Source organism: Maricaulis sp. B-26 (genome assembly GCF_056857855.1).
Map to the genome: position 1 here is coordinate 84,845 of NZ_JBSXNX010000024.1, position 17,062 is coordinate 101,906.

The 17,062-nt window shown below is 61.8% G+C and carries 13 protein-coding genes and 1 tRNA gene; 12 read left to right on the top strand and 2 right to left on the bottom strand.

Annotated elements, in window-relative coordinates; all coding sequences use genetic code 11:
- Window positions 1-621 precede the first annotated feature (621 nt).
- A complete protein-coding gene (locus tag AC13HB_RS11015) occupies window positions 622-1,218 on the bottom strand; it encodes a hypothetical protein (protein WP_482949804.1) in 597 nt (198 codons plus the stop codon).
- 134 nt (window positions 1,219-1,352) lie between these two features.
- Here AC13HB_RS11015 and AC13HB_RS11020 point away from each other — a divergent pair, with 134 nt between their 5' ends.
- The 3 genes from AC13HB_RS11020 to AC13HB_RS11030 all read left to right on the top strand — a co-directional run bounded on the left by AC13HB_RS11020 (window position 1,353) and on the right by AC13HB_RS11030 (window position 3,836).
- On the top strand, window positions 1,353-1,556 hold the full coding sequence (locus tag AC13HB_RS11020) for a hypothetical protein (RefSeq protein WP_482949805.1): 204 nt from the start codon (window positions 1,353-1,355) through the stop codon (window positions 1,554-1,556).
- Window positions 1,557-1,652: 96 nt separating this feature from the next.
- The gene (gene lpdA / locus AC13HB_RS11025) at window positions 1,653-3,083 is read left to right on the top strand and encodes a dihydrolipoyl dehydrogenase (RefSeq protein ID WP_482949806.1); all 1,431 of its coding nucleotides are present in this window, start codon (window positions 1,653-1,655) and stop codon (window positions 3,081-3,083) included.
- A 255-nt stretch (window positions 3,084-3,338) separates the two neighbouring features.
- Window positions 3,339-3,836, top strand: a complete 498-nt coding sequence (locus AC13HB_RS11030; protein WP_482949807.1) for an acyl-CoA thioesterase — start codon at window positions 3,339-3,341, stop codon at window positions 3,834-3,836.
- Here the strand turns inward: AC13HB_RS11030 and AC13HB_RS11035 are convergent.
- On the bottom strand, window positions 3,833-4,900 hold the full coding sequence (locus tag AC13HB_RS11035) for a malate/lactate/ureidoglycolate dehydrogenase (protein WP_482949808.1): 1,068 nt from the start codon (window positions 4,898-4,900) through the stop codon (window positions 3,833-3,835). The genes AC13HB_RS11030 and AC13HB_RS11035 overlap by 4 nt on opposite strands.
- Window positions 4,901-5,237: 337 nt before the next feature.
- Between AC13HB_RS11035 and AC13HB_RS11040 the strand changes: the two genes are divergently transcribed.
- The 9 genes from AC13HB_RS11040 (at window position 5,238) to AC13HB_RS11080 (ending at window position 17,062) form a co-directional block, all read left to right on the top strand.
- Window positions 5,238-5,570 carry an energy transducer TonB gene (locus AC13HB_RS11040; protein ID WP_482949809.1) on the top strand — a complete coding sequence of 111 codons (333 nt, stop codon included), beginning with the start codon at window positions 5,238-5,240 and terminating at the stop codon, window positions 5,568-5,570.
- A gap of 128 nt (window positions 5,571-5,698) precedes the next feature.
- Window positions 5,699-7,756 (top strand): methyl-accepting chemotaxis protein, encoded by a 2,058-nt coding sequence (locus tag AC13HB_RS11045; RefSeq protein WP_482949810.1) that lies wholly within the window; start codon window positions 5,699-5,701, stop codon window positions 7,754-7,756.
- Window positions 7,757-7,851: 95 nt separating this feature from the next.
- Window positions 7,852-7,928 (top strand) — tRNA-Met (locus AC13HB_RS11050).
- 108 nt (window positions 7,929-8,036) lie between these two features.
- Window positions 8,037-9,323, top strand: a complete 1,287-nt coding sequence (locus AC13HB_RS11055) for a DUF6538 domain-containing protein (RefSeq protein ID WP_482949811.1) — start codon at window positions 8,037-8,039, stop codon at window positions 9,321-9,323.
- A gap of 120 nt (window positions 9,324-9,443) precedes the next feature.
- The gene (locus tag AC13HB_RS11060; protein ID WP_482949812.1) at window positions 9,444-11,462 is read left to right on the top strand and encodes a type I restriction-modification system subunit M; all 2,019 of its coding nucleotides are present in this window, start codon (window positions 9,444-9,446) and stop codon (window positions 11,460-11,462) included.
- A complete protein-coding gene (locus tag AC13HB_RS11065; RefSeq protein ID WP_482949813.1) occupies window positions 11,459-12,811 on the top strand; it encodes a restriction endonuclease subunit S in 1,353 nt (450 codons plus the stop codon). Before AC13HB_RS11060 ends, AC13HB_RS11065 begins: the two co-directional genes overlap by 4 nt.
- On the top strand, window positions 12,808-13,740 hold the full coding sequence (locus AC13HB_RS11070; RefSeq protein ID WP_482949814.1) for a GIY-YIG nuclease family protein: 933 nt from the start codon (window positions 12,808-12,810) through the stop codon (window positions 13,738-13,740). Before AC13HB_RS11065 ends, AC13HB_RS11070 begins: the two co-directional genes overlap by 4 nt.
- Entirely contained in the window at window positions 13,740-14,087 is a 348-nt protein-coding gene (locus AC13HB_RS11075; RefSeq protein WP_482949815.1) for a hypothetical protein, read from the top strand. Before AC13HB_RS11070 ends, AC13HB_RS11075 begins: the two co-directional genes overlap by 1 nt.
- A complete protein-coding gene (locus AC13HB_RS11080; RefSeq protein WP_482949816.1) occupies window positions 14,084-17,062 on the top strand; it encodes a type I restriction endonuclease subunit R in 2,979 nt (992 codons plus the stop codon). The genes AC13HB_RS11075 and AC13HB_RS11080 overlap by 4 nt, the downstream gene beginning before the upstream one ends.

The window sequence follows — 17,062 nt, forward strand, 5'->3', positions numbered from 1 at the left end:
GGAGAAGTGGGCGGGGGCACGCCGTTCAGCTCCGGTTTCCCCGGGACAGGCCCGGGGGAATCGAGATTTTTCGTTTCAAGTTGTCATCCCGGCCGTATAGCCCGCGCAGGCGGGCTGTAGAGCCGGGACCCATAATCGCGGGATTTGGACGAAAGCGGACTCTCTATCCATGCCGCGTCTTCTTCCGGCCAGCACCGGGCGTATGGGTCCCGGATCTCCGCCCGGCTCAGGGCCGGGCATGCGTCCGGGATGACAAGTTTGGGTGTCCTGAAACACCAACTTATCCCCGCCCTCCAAACCCGGCTTAGACTCTTCCCTGTTCTCGCACCGCTCGAGGCCCGGACTGGTTATCCGGGGGTGTGGGGAGGACGGAGCTTGCCCGCTCCGGTCGGGTTGACCACGACCGGATCCGGTGAGGCCATCGGTTCGGAGGGGCAGCAAAAGCGCTGACTGTCTGTCCAGACCGGTTTCGAGAGGGGCGCCGCGAGGGGCCCGACAAATCTCCGTGTGCAGGGTCGTTCCCGATGCCACACAAACAAACTCAACAGTTCCGGCATCGCCGGACGCCCTGCACCCCTCATACCGCCAGGCGGAAGCGCCGTGGCGCTATCGGTGCGTGCCTCAATAAGGCTCAAGATCGCGCCGGTCCTCGTCCGTGCGGCTGGTCCGGTTCGAGCGGTCGCGGCGGCCGTCATCGACGGGTTCGTCGTCATCATCCGGTTCGAAATCGATGATGTCTTCCAGACGGATGCCCCGGTTTTCGGCGTCGTCGTCATCCGGGCGCGTGTCGCGCGGGCGGCGGCGTTCGCGTTCGTCCTGGTCGTCGTCAATGCCGAGAATGTCGCCGATACCGGGCAGGGGGCGTGCCTCGTAATGTTGCGGGTCGTCATCGCGGGCGATGTCGTGCAACTGATGCGCCTGTTGCGAACGGCCGGGCCCGGGCACATCGCCGGGATGGACTTCGTTCATTTCGCGCGCGGCCTCGCTGACTCTGCGGCCGTGATTGTCCGGCTGGTTGCCGGTGCGCGTGTCATGGCGGTCGTCATACCGCTCGTCTCGCCAGTCATCGGGGCGGTCGTCCCGGTCATCCTGCCGGTCCTGACCGCGTCCCTGACCCTGGCCCTGGCCGCGATTGCCATTGTTCTGGGCATCGGCGGCTGCTGCGACGAGGCTCGCACCCAGTGCGGCGATGATCGCGGTTTTCAGGATATGCGTCATGACGGTCTCCCTGTGCGTCCTGCGACGGTAGCATGAAAGAACCGGCTTGCCTTCCACCTTCCCGGACTTGGGTAACGCCGCCTTGACGCTCCCGGGCGGAGGCGTCACACCTTGAGCAAGCATGGGAGAGCGAAATGCGCGCAGGCCTGACAGCCTTCTGGAACCGTTTCATTTCGGCCGTGGCCGTCTGGGCCGCGCTGGTCTTCGTGCTGATGTTCTATCACGAGCGGATCGGCATCCATTCCGAATGGATGCCCGCGATCGTCTTCGGGACCTTCGTGCTCGTATTCGCGGGCAATGTCCTCGCTTCGCTGGGCTTTGCGGTCCTGAAGCGCTAGCCCTCTTCAGCCCGCCTCTTTCCCTTTTTCGCCCGAGCGTCTAAAGCCGGTGCCGAAATCGGCATTCTTGCGCTTCATCCTTCCAAGGAGTGATCCATGCAGACACGGTCTTGCCAAGTCCTCGTCATCGGCGGCGGCCCGGGCGGCTATCCGGCCGCGATCCGCGCCGGCCAGCTCGGCCTCGATACCATCATCGTCGACAAGCACGGCCTGGGCGGCACCTGCCTCAATCGCGGCTGCATCCCCTCCAAGGCGATGATCCACGCCGCGACGAAGTATGAGGAGATGGCCAGGCATGCCGAAAAGGACGAGCTGGGCATCTCCCTCGCCGAGGCGCCGAAGCTCGACATGGACAAGCTGGTCGGCTGGAAGGACGGCATCGTCTCCAAGCTCACCGGCGGCGTCGGCCAGCTGATCAAGGCTGCGGGCGCCGAGCACATCGCCGGCTGGGCCGAGTTCAAGGACGCCAAGACCTGCGTCGTGACGATGGATGACGGCGAGCAGGTGGAGATCACCGCCGAGAACGTCATCCTCGCGACCGGTTCGGTCGAGGTCGAACTGCCCTTCCTGCCCTTCGGCGGCAATGTCATCGGTTCCACCGACGCGCTCGATCTCGACGAACGTCCGGAAAAGCTGGTCGTCGTCGGCGCGGGCTATATCGGCCTCGAACTGGGCATCGCCTATCGCAAGCTGGGCACGGAGGTGACCTTCATCGAGGCCACCGACGTCATCCTGCCGCTCTACGACAAGGAAATGACCCGTCCGATCACCATGTGGCTGAAGAAGCACAAGGTGGACGTCCAGCTGTCATGCAAGGCCAAGGGCGTGAAGGGCACAAAGGGCAAGGCCGTGCTCGAATACGAGAATGCCAAGGGCGAAGAGAAGACGATCGAGGCCGACAAGATCCTTGTCGCCGTCGGCCGCAAGGCCTGTCTCGACGGCTGGGGGCTCGAGAATATGGGCCTCGACCTCGTCGATAACCGCTTCATCAAGGTCGATGACCAGTGCCGCACCGGCATGCGCGGCGTCTGGGCCATCGGCGATGTCGTCGGCGAGCCGCTTCTGGCGCACAAGGCGACCGCCCAGGGCGAGATGGTCGCCGAGCTGATTGCCGGTCATCGCCGCGTCTTCGACCCGGTCTCCATCGCCGCCGTCTGCTTCACCGAGCCGGAAATCGTCGGCGTCGGCCTGACGCCGGACGAGGCGAAGGAGAAGGGCGAGGAGGTCATCACGGGCAAGTTCCCGCTGGCCGCCTCGGGCCGCTATCTCTCCATGGAAGCCGGCAGCGATGGCGGTTTCGTCCGCGTCACCGCCCGCAAGGACGATCACGTCGTGCTCGGCATCCACGCCGTCGGCACGCACGTCTCCGAACTCTCGGGCGAGTTTGCCCTGGCGATCGAGATGGGCGCCCGCCTGGAAGACATCGCCGGCACGATCCACGTCCACCCGACTCTCACCGAGGGTTTCGCCGAAGCCGCGCTCACCGCGCTGGGCCACCCGATCCATATCTCGGCGCCGAAGAAATAACTTTCCTCCCCCATCGGGGGAGGGGGACCGCGAAGCGGTGGAGGGGCCGGCGAAGCCGGTGTCTGATCCCCGGCCTGCGGCCGCCCCATCGGCCCGCAGCTGAGCTGCGGCCCACTTCCCCGCTTGCGGGGAAGAAGGGCTTGTCCGCACCTCGGACGCCTATGCGATGATGAAGGGCGCGTATGTCATGACGCGCTCTTTTCTCGTGCGCGCGTGCGTGCGTAGATATCGTGCAGTGCAGCAAAGGACGCGGACATGAATCTGGCATCGGGCCCGCTGGCGGGCATGATCGGGCACGACCAGGCCGTCGAGGGCGAGGGAATGGGCTGTCTCGACTTCGAGACGGCGCTCGTTCGCCGCATCACGCCGCAGCCTGAGGATTTCGACCAGCTCGGCCATGTGAACAATGTCGTCTATCTGCGCTGGGTTCAGGATATCGCCGTCACGCACTGGCATCGCGTCGCCCCGTCCGACATGACGACCTCCGATGTCTGGGTCGCGCTCAAGCACACGATCGAATACCGCGATCCCATCCTGCCCGGAGAGATCGCGGAAATCCGTACCTGGCTCGGCGCGATCCGGGGGCCGCGCTTCGACCGCCATGTCGATATCCGAAAGCCCGGCGCCAAACGCTTCTCCGCCCGCGCCACCACCGAATGGTGCCGGATCGACCAGACCACCGGCCGCCCCAGGCGCATCAGCCAGGACGTGCTGGACGTGTTCGGTCTGCCGGAGAGTTTGCGCGAGCGCTAGAGCCGCTCTTCCAGTCCCACCGCCTCGGCGGTCTTGTTCAGCTGTTCGAGCGTCTTCAGGTCGAGCGGGATGCCTTCGCGCGAGCGCTTCCCGAAGAGGGCGCGTTCCGGGTCGCCGGGGTAGAGAACGGGGCTGTCCCAGTCCATGGGCGGCGAGGCGAGGGCGTAATCGGCCATCGCTTCGATCTCCGTGTCCATCCAGCTTCGATCGCCGAAGGCGTCGGGGTCGATGAGGATGGAGAGCATGCGGTTCTGGATGCCGCCACGGCGCGGATTGTCCGGCTGGATCGTACCGGACCCGGACAGTACGCCGGCCAGCAGTTCGCAGGCGAAGGCGAGCCCGTATCCCTTGTGGCGGCTCATCGGCGTGAGCGCGCCCTTGACCTCGAAGCCGGCCATGCCGCTCGGATCGGTGGTCGGCATGCCCTTTTCGTCGATAAGGCAGCCCGGGGCGAGCGTCTTGCCCTTGTTCGCAGCGACGCGGATCTTGCCCAGCGCGATCCGGCTGGTGGCCATGTCGAGCAGGAAGAGGGCGCGGCGTGGCGTCGGCGGAAAGGCGATGCAGACCGGATTGGTTCCGAAGCGGGCGTCCGAGCCGCGATAGGGCGCCACCAGCGGGGCGTGGTCCGTCACGTTGACGAAATGCATGGAGACGAGCCCGGCTTCTGCGGCCCGTTCCGCGAAGGCGCCGATCCGGCCGAGATGATGGGCATTGCCGATCGTGGCCGCCGCCAGCCCGTGTTCTTTCGCCTTTGCGGACGCCTGCTCCATGAGGCGCAGGCCCGCCGGTCCGCCCCAGCCGCCATCGGCATCGACCTGAAGGAGGATCGTGGTCTCCTTGATCGTCGAGGCTTCGGCAGCGGTGTTGACGAGGTCCTTGGCGATGTGATGCGCATAGGCGGGCAGGAGGCCCACGCCGTGACTGTCATGCCCTTTCAGATTGGCGTCCACGAGGTGGTGAGCCACGGCGGCGGCATCCGCCGGGCGGGCGCCGGCTGTTTCGAGCAGAAGGGCGGCGAAGGTTTCGAGCCGGTCCGGGCCGAAGCGGCGTTCTGTGTCCGTCATGGGGCGGGCAAATTCCTCCGCAGGGTGAACGGGTTCGTGCAAATACTTCGTTCGACTTTAGCGTTATGTTTACCAAAACCGCGGCGAAAACCTGTCGCGTTTTGGCACAGGGTCTTAATAGCCGCCTAACGCCCAATCCAATCTATTGAAAATTAAGTCAAAAAAATTTTCCATCCCGCTCACTGATTCGAGCTTCATTTAAAAGTTTGGCAACCGGTTTTTGTCATAGTCCTCGTCGTCGGGAGGCTTTGCTCCTGCACGAAATCAACGAGGTGGTTCGAACACGGGGAAAATCCCGGGCGATGCTACCGGACTTTGGATGAAGGGTAATAAGTCGATGAAAAAGACGGGAACCATGATCATGGCGGCGGCGATGACCGCTATGGCTTTCGCCGCCACGCCGGCCCTGGCCCAGGATCGCGAGCGCACGACTGTCGAGGCTCCGGAGTATCCGCGCGGTGCTGAGCGTCGCGGCATCGAAGGTTATGCGGTCGTTGAATATACCGTGGCGCCGGACGGGACTATCCAGAACCCGACTGTGGTCGAAGCCAATCCGGAAGGCGTGTTCGATCGCGCCGTTATCCGCGCCATCGAAGGTTGGGCCTATGCCCCGGCTTCGGCCGCGACCGAGGGTATGCAGCAGCGCTTCGACTTCAACCTCGGCGGCTGACGCGAATAAATGATACGTCCCACCCAAATAAAAGAAGCGGGGCGGCGTCAATAAGAATTCATTTACGGCGGCGCGTTAGCGTCGCCGTACTTTTTTGAACCGGGCCATTAACCCTAGGGGCCGAAAAAATGAACTCTGTGCTCGCCAAAGTCCTCGACAAGACGTCCAGCATTCGCGTCCGCCTGCTGTCTGCATTCGCGCTGACGGCCTTCATGACGCTCGTTGCGACCATCGTGGGCGTGACTGGATTCAACTCCGCCAATAACGCCGTTCAGCAGATCGCCGAGCAGTCCATCCCGGAAACGATGGCTGTGGACGCGCTCAGCGAGCAGAGCGTCGCGCTCAGCGAGTCGCTGGCCGCTTTCGGCGGATCCCAGACCGTAATCGCCCGGGAAATGAATTATGAGCGCGTGGTGGAATTCCGCGACGGCCTGCAAAGCGAGCTGGAACGCCTTCAGTCGCTGTCGGGCACGGCCGAGACGGCCGAACTTGCGGCCGCGGTCAGCGAGCTTTCCGAAATGGTCGAGGAGATGAATGCGGTGGTGGATCGCCGCCTGCAGATCCGCGACACGCGCCGCGACGTGACCAATGAGGCACGGGTCGCGCGCACCGCACTGGCCGGCAGCGTTGAGGGTGCGCTCGATGCCAGTGACGAAGCGGACATCGAAAGCCTGCTGCGCGCGCTGCTGGCGGCCAACCAGATCATGATCCAGTACAATGAGGTCGACATCGCCGGCACGAGCCCGGACGTCGACGCCATTTTCGACCGCTGGGACGAGGCGGTCGGCGAGCTGGACGTCAATCTCGCCATTCTCGGCCCGATCGTCACCGATGTGATGCGTACCCAGGCCGACACGCTGATCAATTTCGGCGAAGGCGATACCGGTATTTTCGAACTGCGCAAGTCAGAGCTCGCCGCCGTTGCCGCAGCCGAGGTCGTGGCTGAAGAGGCCCGCTATTCCGCCGAGGCGCTGCTGAGTGCGGTCCATGACTTCAAGGGCCAGGTCGCCAACCGCGTCGACGGTGCCACGAGCGCCGCCAACTCCGCCGTCATGACGGGCCGTATCCTGCTCATGGTGATCGCCGCAGCCGGCATGGTCGTCGCGGCCGGTATCGGCTGGCTCTACGTCAACAACATCCTGCTCAAGCGCCTGAGCGCCATGGCACGTACCATGAGCGCGCTGGCCGAGGGCAATAGCGACGTCAATCTCGGCTTCTCTCCGGGCAAGGACGAGATCGGCGACATGGCGCGCTCGGTCGACGTCTTCCGCCAGAACGCGATCGAACGCGCTCGCCTCGAGCAGGAGACCGAAGCGGAACGCCGCATGAAGGAAAAGCGTTCGGCCGCCGTCGAGAGCCTGATCCAGGCTTTCGAAGCTGCGTCCACCGATGCGCTGGGCCAGGTCGGCGAGGCCGCGACCCGCATGGAGACCGCGGCTCGCGCCATGAGCTCGACAGCCGCCGCCACGACCGGCAAATCCGCCGCTGTGGCACAGGCCTCCGAAGGCGCGTCCCAGAACGTTCAGACTGTGGCCGCCGCCGCCGAGGAAATGGTCTCCTCGATCGGCGAGATCAGCCAGCAGATCTCGCGTTCCACCGAGATCGCCGGCAGCGCCGTCGACCAGGTCGAGCAGACCAATGGCGACGTCCAGCGTCTCGACGATGCGGCCAAGTCGATCGACAATATCGTCAGCCTCATCAACGACATCGCCGAGCAGACCAATCTGCTGGCCCTGAACGCCACCATCGAGGCGGCCCGCGCCGGCGAAGCCGGCAAGGGCTTCGCGGTCGTGGCCTCCGAGGTCAAGGCGCTGGCCAGCCAGACCGGTGCGGCGACGCAGAACATTTCCGAGCACATTTCCGGTATCCAGGGGGCGACTGCCAAGGCTGTCGATGCCATGTCCTCGATCGGCGGTACCATCCACGAGATGAGCGAGATCGCCACCGCGATCGCGGCTGCCATGGAAGAGCAGCGCGCGGCCGCCGGCGAGATCACCCGCTCGGCACAGGAAGCCGCAGACGGCACGCGCGACGTGTTCTCGAACATCCAGGAAGTCGACCAGGCGACCTCGGAAACGGGCGAGAGCGCAGGCGAAGTGCTCGAAGCCTCGCTGGCCGTTTCGCGCCAGTCCGACGAGCTGAAAACGGCCGTCGAACAATTCCTGCAGGAAGTTCGCGCAGCCTAGCTGTCAGAGAACTGAAATCAGCGGGCGCCCGCGGCTTGCCAGCCGCGGGCGCTCCGCGTATATGGCGTCCCTCCTCCTTGCGGAGGAACCCGTGTGGCGAGGTAGCTCAGCTGGTTAGAGCGCACGACTCATAATCGTGAGGTCGAGAGTTCAAGTCTCTCCCTCGCCACCACTTTCCCGTTAAGTCTCTGAACTAACGCAATAACTGAATTTTCGGCCTTGAGATTGTCCCACAAACTGTCCCACAAGACAGGGGAAAGTCATGCCGAGAGTGCGCGTCGTGAACACAAATCTGAAACAGCGTGGGAAGGTGTGGTGGCTCCGCAAGCGGGTCCCTTTGGATGTGAGAGAGGCCTTCGGCAGTGACTTCGTGGAGGAGACCCTCAGGACCCGTGATGTGAAAGAAGCGCGCCGCAGGCGTGACGCTCGCCTCAAGCAGCTGGAAGAAGAGTGGGAAGCCCTGCGCAGGGGTATCGACAAGTCGCTCATCGACCTTGCCTACGAAGACTACCAGCAGTCTGAGAGACGATCTGTTTCGGACGAAGACTACACCTTCCGAGAAAGCCTGATTGACCGGCTGCAGAGCCAGGCTGTCGCCTGGGGACAACAGGAAGGCCTGCTGGGTGACACGAATTCTTCCGAGGAGTTGGATGACGTGCGTCGGCGCTTCATCGCTGAGACTTTGGACGGGCAGGGATTGGAAGCAGCTCTTCGGGCAACGAGGGGTGAGCTGCCTCTTGTTGAAGCGGGTGAGCGCCTGTTCGAAAACACCCAGCTCTCCGAAGGGACCAAGCGGGAGTATCGCAGGGCTTACAAGCGGTGTTCTCAACGGTTCCCCTTCGTCACGCGTGTCGACCGTAGGGAGGTGGCGCTTTATCTGCAGTCCCTGGCGAGGGGTGACGAGGGCAAGCCGCTCAAGAAGAAGACCATCGAGAACATCCAGATCGCGATGGCCAAGCTCTGGCGTTTCTTCCACCTGGATGGAAGTGTCTGGCAGCAACACGAGTTGGCTGTCGCTGCGCCTCAAGTTAATCGTGAGGTCTGGTCGTTGGAGGAGGTTAAGGCGCTCCTCGAGGCCTCTACTGGAACCCCATTGCATTCGGCGATCCTCATTGCGCTGCACATAGGTGCGCGTGTCAGCGAGATAGCGGGGCTCCAGTACGATGCCGAGAAAGACTGGTTGGTGATCCCGCGAGAAGCGACCAAGACCGATGCGGGTGCGCGAGTGATCCCCTGTCCAGACGCCATTCGCGATGTGGTCAAAGCCTGGTGTTCCAACCCGATGGCTGCCAACTCCATCACCAATCGCTTCGGCGAACTCAAGCGCTCTCTCGGTCACGGGCCGGAGAAAGTCTTCCACAGTTTCAGGCACACGCTTGCGAGCCGTCTGAACGAGATGGATGTGCCCGAGGCAAAGGTCGCTGCAATCCTGGGCCACCAGCATCCGAACCTCACATACGGCCTGTACGGCAACAAGATCGCCCCGGAGACGCTCCGGCCCATCATGAACAGCGTCGACTGGCTGGGTGAACTGAAGTCCAGGACTCCTTCTGACGCCCCAGCGTGACTAGGATCACACCCAGAGATCGGCTGTTCGGCTATCTCATGAAATTTCAGCAGGTTGCATGGGCTCATGCTTGCCTTCGGCGAGCGCTTGGGCTTTGCTCAACCTAGAGGGAGGGGTTATATGAGCGGAACGCCTGCGAACGTGCAGGGCCTGGCGAACTTTGCCTGGTCCATCGCGGAGCTTCTTCGGGGGGACTTCAGACAGTCCGAGTACGGCAAGGTGGTGCTGCCCTTCGTGGTGATGCGCCGTCTCGATACGATCCTGGAGCCCACCAAGGAGGCTGTCCTCTCGGCAGCCGCGAACCTGCCCGAGGACATCGACGACGAGACCCGCCGCATGATCCTGCTCGGGGCGGTGGGTAGCGACATCAAGGTCTACAACACCTCGCGTTTCACCTTCGCCAAGCTCAAGCAGCAGGATGCCGGTCAGCTCCATGAGAACCTGATCGACTATCTGCAGGGCTTCCCGCCGGATGTGCAGGATGTCTTCCTGGAGAAGTTCCTGATCACCGACCAGCTCAAGCGTCTCAAGGATGCCGGGCTCCTCTGGAAGGTCTTCGAACGCTTCACCGAGATCGACCTTCACCCCTCCAAGGTCTCCAACCTGGAGATGGGCTATCTCTTCGAGGAACTCATTCGCCGCTTCTCGGAGATTTCCAACGAGACGGCCGGTGAACACTTCACCCCGCGCGAAGTCGTCCGCCTGATCGTCGATCTTCTTGTCGAGCCGGACCGCGACAGTCTCCAGAAGGACGGCGTTATCCGTCAGGTCTACGATCCGGCGTGTGGCACGGGTGGCATGCTGGCCCTCACCGAGGAGGCCCTCAAGGAGATCAACGCGGACATGCGCGTGGAACTCTTCGGGCAGGAACTCAATGGCGAGTCCTTTGCCATCTGCCGGTCGGACATGCTGGTGACGGGGCACGACCCGGAGCAGATCGCCTATGGCAACACGCTCACCCAGGACGCCCATCCCTCCCGCAAGTTCCACTACATGATCTCCAATCCGCCCTATGGCGTGGACTGGAAGAAGTACAAGGAGCCCATCGTCTCCGAGGCGGAAAATCTGGGCAAGGAAGGCCGCTTCGGTGCGGGGACCCCGCGTGTCTCCGATGGCCAGCTTCTCTTCCTGCAGCACATGATCTCCAAGATGCGTGCGGACGAAGCCGGGTCGCGGATCGGGATCGTCATGAACGGCTCGCCACTCTTCACGGGCGGGGCTGGCTCCGGAGAGAGCGAGATCCGGCGTTGGATGCTGGAGAATGACTGGGTCGAGGCGATCATCGCCCTGCCCACCGATCTCTTCTACAACACCGGCATCCAGACCTATGTCTGGCTGCTGTCCAATCGCAAGTCGGTCGAGCGTCGGGGCAAAGTCCAACTCATCGACGCCTCAGGCGAAGCCTTCTGGAAATCCATGCGTAAATCGCTGGGGTCCAAGCGTCGGGAGATCCCTGATGAGGCCCGCGCCGAGATCGTGCGCAATTACACCCTCTATGAAGCCGCAGACGACAAGATCTCCAAGGTCTTCCCGCGTGAGGCTTTCGGCTATCGGGAAATCCGGGTGGAGCGGCCCTTGAAGCTCGCCTTCGAGGTGACGGACGAGAAGGTCGAGGCGCTGAAAGCCGAGAAGGCTATCCAGAAACTCAAGGATGACGAGGCCGATGCGTTGTTGGCAGCTCTGGAAGGACTGCCCAGGGACCATCGCTGGGTGTCTCGGGATGGCTTCGAGGCCGACTTGCAGAAGGCCCTCAAGGCCTCTGGCATGAAGATCGGAGCGCCTGTGAAGAAGGCCATCCTCTCGGTCTTCGGCGAACGCGATGAAGAGGCGGAAGTCTGCCGCGACAGGAAAGGCCAGCTGGAAGCGGACAGCGATCTGAGGGACACCGAACTCGTGCCCCTGGACGAGACCTGGGAAGCCTATGTCGAGCGCGAGGTGAAACCCTTCGTGCCGGATGCCTGGGTGGACGAGAGCCACAAGGATGCCAGCGACGGCGCGGTAGGCCGGGTCGGCTATGAGATCAACTTCAACCGGTATTTCTACGAGTATGTCCCCCCGAGACCGCTGGAGGAGATCGATGCGGAACTGAAGGCACTGGAAGCGGAGATCGCCGGGCTTCTGAAGGAGGTCGCGGCGTGAGTGAATTCGCGGACCATTTCGGATTGGTCGAGATGTTGCCGGTGAGGACCGCTCGACTCGGTCGAGTTGCTCGCATCTACAGCGGAGGCACCCCTGACAAGAGTCGCTTGGATTTCTGGGAAGGCGGCTCGGTCCCTTGGATCGGCTCGGGCGAGGTCAACCAATGGGATGTGGAGAAACCCACGGCTCTGATTACAGCTGAGGCAGTTCGATCCAGCAGCACCAAGCTGATGCCCAAGGGGAGCCTGATTATGGCATTGGCCGGTCAGGGCAAGACCAAGGGAATGGTCGCCCGTCTCGCCATCGCTGTATATGGGAATCAATCACTCGCGTGTATTGCGGGCTATCCAGGGGATGAGCGGTTCCTGCGGTGGTGGCTTTCAGGGCTGTACCGTGACATTCGGGCGCTCTCCAGCCAAGAGACACGCGATGGACTCAACCAGTCCATGCTCGGTCGTCTGCCGGTTCCCCTGTTCGACCTCGACACCCAGAAGGCCATCGCGGACTTCCTCGACAAGGAAACCGCCCGGATCGACCAGCTGGTCGAGAAGAAGCAGCGCCTGGTGGAGCTGTTGGGGGAGCGGAGGTCCGCCAAGACAACCCAGGTCCTTACAGGGTTGACGACCTTTGCTGACGAGCGTCGAAAGGCTGGTCCAGAGTGGATGCCTTTAGTTCCAGCCGATTGGCGCTGGGTGAGAATGAAGGACATTTGCTCTCGGGTGATCGACTGTAAGAATCGGACGCCGCCGACCATCGACCATAGTGACTACTTCGTCGTTCGCACAACGTGCGTACGAAATGGAGGGTTCAATCCTTCGGGTGGCTATTGGACCGACCGAGCCTCCTACCTTGAGTGGACTCAGCGGGGTAAGCCGATTGAGGGTGATGTAATTTTCACCCGAGAGGCTCCGGTAGGAGAAGCTTGCCTTGCGCCTACAGACCGCCAGTTTTGCTTGGGTCAGCGCACGATGATCTATCGCCCAGATAGGTCGAAAGTGAAGCCAGAGTTCATCATCGCAACGATCTACAGCTCCATCGGGCGTGACTACATCCAAAGCAAATCTAAGGGCAGCACAGTGGGGCATCTGCGGGTCGGCGAAGTCTACGATTTCCCCTGCCTGTTGCCCCCGCTCGATAAGCAAGATGCGTTGCTTGAGGAAATTCGTGCGGCATCAGGCGACGTTGACCGGATGGCAGCGCTCACCCAGACCTCCATCGACCGCCTCAAGGAATACCGCTCGGCCCTCATCACAGCCGCTGTTACAGGCCAGATCGACCTGACCCGCTGGGGCCAGACCGGCGAAGGCGACAAGCGCCTCGATCAGATTCAGGAGGAGATGGCGGGATGACAAGCTCGACCCCGAGCGGACGCTCACTGGAACTCTACTTCATCGATGGACGGCCCGATGGAATGCGCACAGCGCAGATGCTCAATTGGACCGGCCACATTTTGGTCGCGCCGCGTACTCAGATCGCGGAGGCGTTGAAGCGAAAAGTGTCACGGTACACTGGCGTCTACCTTCTGGTTGGCGAAAAGGATGGCCGAGCCATCATCTATGTAGGCGAGGGTGACGACATCAGCCATCGAATTCGATCTCACGACACGTCGAAGGACTGGTGGAATACGGCGGTGCTGATCACGACTGCCGCCAATACGCTCAACAAGGCTCACATCCGTTATCTCGAAGCTCGTTTGATCCAGGAGACACGGGTGGATCTGGACAACGGCACGAAGCCTCCCATTCCGTATCTCGCAGAAGCAGCGATTGCTGACATGGAGGTCTTTCTTGAGAACCTGCTAGTCGTCCTCCCGGCTGTCCGGGTCGACTGCTTCCTTTCAAAGACCCGTCCGAAGGCATCTGCGGACCAACCGAAATCTGGTCACGAGGTCAGATTCGAGCTGACGACCCCGAAGCACGAGATCAAGGCTTTCGCGAAACTGGAGAACGGTGAATTTGTCGTGCAGCGGGGGTCTGCCGCTCGTGGCACATGGGCGTCCACCGCCACGAAGAACGCGAGCTACAAGTCGCTGTACCGGGACCTTGTTGATCGAGGAGTTCTCATACCGAAAGGCGAGTTGGCCGAGTTTTCCGAGAACTACGCCTTCAGCAGCCCCAGCGCTGCGGCAGCTGTAGTCAATGGGCGCCCCGCTAACGGTCGCACAGAGTGGCGGCATACTTCGACAGGGATGACGTACGCAGATTGGGAGGAGCAAATGCTGGAGCGTCTCGATCAGTACGACCGCTTCGACCAGAACGAACTGTACGGGGAAGAGTAATGGCCAAGCCACTGACTACGACGCAAGAGGTCGACGACTTCGTGATCGGTGTCAGGCAGCAAGCCGCTCATCACGCATCCGAGGTCGAGAAGGTGTTGGAGCCGCTAAAGAAAGCTGTCCTGCAGCGCCTCAACCTGGCTCGTGACACCGTTGAAGTCTACGAGCGTAATGGTCAGGTCGCGCGCGCAACCTGGGTGACGCTGAACGGCGCCAGATACGTTTTTACCTACAATTACGATGCGAAGAAAATCGACCTGAGAGATCGAACGCTGCGAGGGCCTAGCCGGTTTCAGTTCGACAATACGACGCCGCTGGCGGTGCTTCAGCAGATAGTGGCAGGACTATGAGCCTCACAGCCTCCTCCCTCCACCGCGAAATCGCTGTCCAGGAACATTTCGTCCAACAGCTGGTCGCACACCAAGACTATCGCGAACGGCAGCCTGACGACCACGACAAGCCGTTCGCGCTCGACGCCGAACTGGTCTGCGAGTTCCTGAAGACCTCCCAGCCGGATGCCTGGGCGACACTCGCCACGAACTATCCCGGTTCCGAGCAGCGCACGGTGATCGACAAGCTCGCCAAGGACTTGAAGACCTTCGGGACGCTGGAAGTCCTTCGCAAGGGCATCAAGCTGGTGCCGAACATCAAGTTCCAGCTGTGTGCCTTCAAGCCTGCCTCATCGATAAACCCCGACCTGGTTCGGCTCTACGAGGCCAACATCCTTTCCGTGATCCAGGAAGTCGAATACTCGACCAAGAACGGCAACCGGATCGATACGGTTCTCTACGTGAACGGCATTCCGGTCGCGACCTTCGAGTTCAAGAACACGCTGACCGGCTCGAACTACAAGACGGCTGAGAAGCAGTACCGTAAAGACCGCTCGCCCGCCGGGGAGCCTTTGCTGACTTTCAAACGCGGTGCTCTCGTCCATTTCGCGCTGGACCAGGACTACGTTTCCATGGCGACCCGCCTCGCCAATGGCAGCACCTTCTTCCTGCCTTTCAACAGAGGACGGGACGGTGGGGGCGGCAATCCGGATGTGACGCTGGAGGACGGGACCGAGGAGTTCCGCATCGCCTATCTCTATCGGGACCTGCCGGAGGGCAAGGCGATCTTCTCGCGAGAGGTCCTGCTCGACATCATCGGGCGCTTCATCCACCTCAATGAAGACGGTGTGATGATCTTCCCGCGCTTCCAGCAGCTCGACGCGGTGCGCAAGCTCATGGCCGATGCTCGCGAACACGGCTGCGGGCAGAACTATCTCATCCAGCACTCGGCCGGCTCAGGAAAGTCCAACACCATCGGATGGACGGCGCACCAGGCCATAAAGCTCCATACGGAAGACGACGAGTCGGTCTTCGACACGGCGATCATCCTGACCGACCGGAGGGTCCTCGACAGGCAGCTCCAGAAGACGCTCACCGACCTGGAACAGACGCCGGGCGTGGTCAGGGCCATTGACGGCACTTCACGCCAGCTCAAGGAGGCTCTGGAGGCCGGAGCCAAGATCATCGTCTCGACCATCCAGAAATTCGGGACCGAGCACCTGACCGCCATTTCCGCGCAGTCTCACAAACGCTTCGCCGTGATCATGGACGAAGCGCACAGTTCGCAGTCCGGCAAGGCAGCCGAGGCCGTCTCCAAGGCTTTGACAGCCCAGGAAGCGGAAGAGGAGGGCCGTTCTGCCGAGGACATCATCCTCGCCTATCAGAACGAGCGAGGGCCACAGCCCAACATCTCTTACTTCGCTTTCACGGCGACCCCGAGGAATGTGACCCTGGAGCGCTTCGGTCATCCAGGTGAGGACGGGGAGCCTCACCCCTTCCATCTGTATTCGATGCGTCAGGCCATCGAGGAAAAGTTCATCGTTGATGTGCTGAAGAACTACTCGACCTACCAAGCCTATTATGAGCTGGAGAAGACCATCGAGGACGACCCGCGCTTCGAAGGCTCCAAGGCTCAGCGCAAGGTCGCCAAGTTCGCCCATCTTCACGATGAGGCCATCGATCAGAAAGTCGAGGTGATCGTCGAGCACTTCCGCCGCCATGTGATGCATGAACTGGGCGGTGAAGCGAAGGCGATGGTGGTCACAGCCAGCCGGGAAGCCGCTCTGAAGTATTATCGGGGGGTGGAGCGCTATCTGGCGTCGAAGAGCTACAGCGAAATGGGTGTGCTGGTGGCGTTCTCCGGAGCGCTTCCGGACGGCGCAGGTGGCGAGATCACGGAGCCGGAACTCAATGGCTTCGCCGAGACGGAACTGCCCGAAAAGTTCGACAAGGGCGACTATCACCTCCTCATCGTGGCCGAGAAATATCAGACCGGTTTCGACCAACCCAAGCTCTGCGCGATGTATGTCGACAGAAAGCTCGCGGGTCTCCAGGCCGTGCAGACTCTTTCGCGCCTGAACAGGCGGAAAGGGGATGACAAGAAGACCTTCATCCTCGACTTCCAGAACTCCATCGAGGACATTCAGGAAGCCTTCAAGCCTTTCTTCGAAGCGACCACGCTGGAGGAGCGTTCCGATCCCAACCAGATCTACGAGCTGGAACAGAAGATCATCAGTTATGGCATCATCGACCGGCCCGAGATCGACCGGTTCTCGGAGATCTATTTCAAGCCTGAGGGTGTGACGACAGCAGACCGTCCAGCTCTGGAAGCCATCGTCCGCAATGCCGTGGATCGTTGGCAAGCGGAGGACGAGGAAGGGCGGCGCGAGGAATTCCGACAGCTGCTCAAGAGTTATCAGCGTTTCTACGTCTTCCTGGCCCAGATCATGACGCTGGGGGACACCTGGCTGGAGAAGCTCTACGTCTATGCCACCTGGCTCGACCGCAAGCTGCCCGACCGGGAGCAGCCCGACGACCCGGACATCACCGACGACATGCTTCGGCTTGCGGCCTTCAAAGTCGAGCAGAAGCAGGACGGTTCAGCGTCGCTGCAGGCTGGCGAAACCACAGAGCTGAAACCGATCAGCGAGTTCGCCGCCAAGCCCTTCACCGAGAAGGAAGCCAAGACCCTCCAGGAGATCATCGACGCTTTCAACGAGCGGCATGGGACGAGCTTTTCCGAAGCGGACTATCTTCGGTTCTTCGCGGCCTCGGAAAAGGTCATGGAAGATCCAGGCATGCAGGCAACCTTGAGGAATAACCCTCCCGATGTTTCGCGGGGGACCTTCGAGAGGGCTGTCTATCCGGAGATCATTCAGGCCTTCCAGAGGGACAGGGAGATGTCGAACATCATCCTCACCGATGCGGAGGCAAGGGCAAAGGTTTTCGACCTGCTGTTCTCGATGGCGCTTCGGCAAGTGAAGGACGCCTCCTGA

What these genes read in the sequence shown, in the direction of transcription:
- AC13HB_RS11015 (WP_482949804.1), bottom strand. Translation starts at nt 1,218, where the DNA reads ATGACGCATATCCTGAAAACCGCGATCATCGCCGCACTGGGTGCGAGC.
- AC13HB_RS11020 (WP_482949805.1), top strand. Translation starts at nt 1,353, where the DNA reads ATGCGCGCAGGCCTGACAGCCTTCTGGAACCGTTTCATTTCGGCCGTG.
- lpdA (WP_482949806.1), top strand. Translation starts at nt 1,653, where the DNA reads ATGCAGACACGGTCTTGCCAAGTCCTCGTCATCGGCGGCGGCCCGGGC.
- AC13HB_RS11030 (WP_482949807.1), top strand. Translation starts at nt 3,339, where the DNA reads ATGAATCTGGCATCGGGCCCGCTGGCGGGCATGATCGGGCACGACCAG.
- AC13HB_RS11035 (WP_482949808.1), bottom strand. Translation starts at nt 4,900, where the DNA reads ATGACGGACACAGAACGCCGCTTCGGCCCGGACCGGCTCGAAACCTTC.
- AC13HB_RS11040 (WP_482949809.1), top strand. Translation starts at nt 5,238, where the DNA reads ATGAAAAAGACGGGAACCATGATCATGGCGGCGGCGATGACCGCTATG.
- AC13HB_RS11045 (WP_482949810.1), top strand. Translation starts at nt 5,699, where the DNA reads ATGAACTCTGTGCTCGCCAAAGTCCTCGACAAGACGTCCAGCATTCGC.
- AC13HB_RS11060 (WP_482949812.1), top strand. Translation starts at nt 9,444, where the DNA reads ATGAGCGGAACGCCTGCGAACGTGCAGGGCCTGGCGAACTTTGCCTGG.
- AC13HB_RS11070 (WP_482949814.1), top strand. Translation starts at nt 12,808, where the DNA reads ATGACAAGCTCGACCCCGAGCGGACGCTCACTGGAACTCTACTTCATC.
- AC13HB_RS11075 (WP_482949815.1), top strand. Translation starts at nt 13,740, where the DNA reads ATGGCCAAGCCACTGACTACGACGCAAGAGGTCGACGACTTCGTGATC.
- AC13HB_RS11080 (WP_482949816.1), top strand. Translation starts at nt 14,084, where the DNA reads ATGAGCCTCACAGCCTCCTCCCTCCACCGCGAAATCGCTGTCCAGGAA.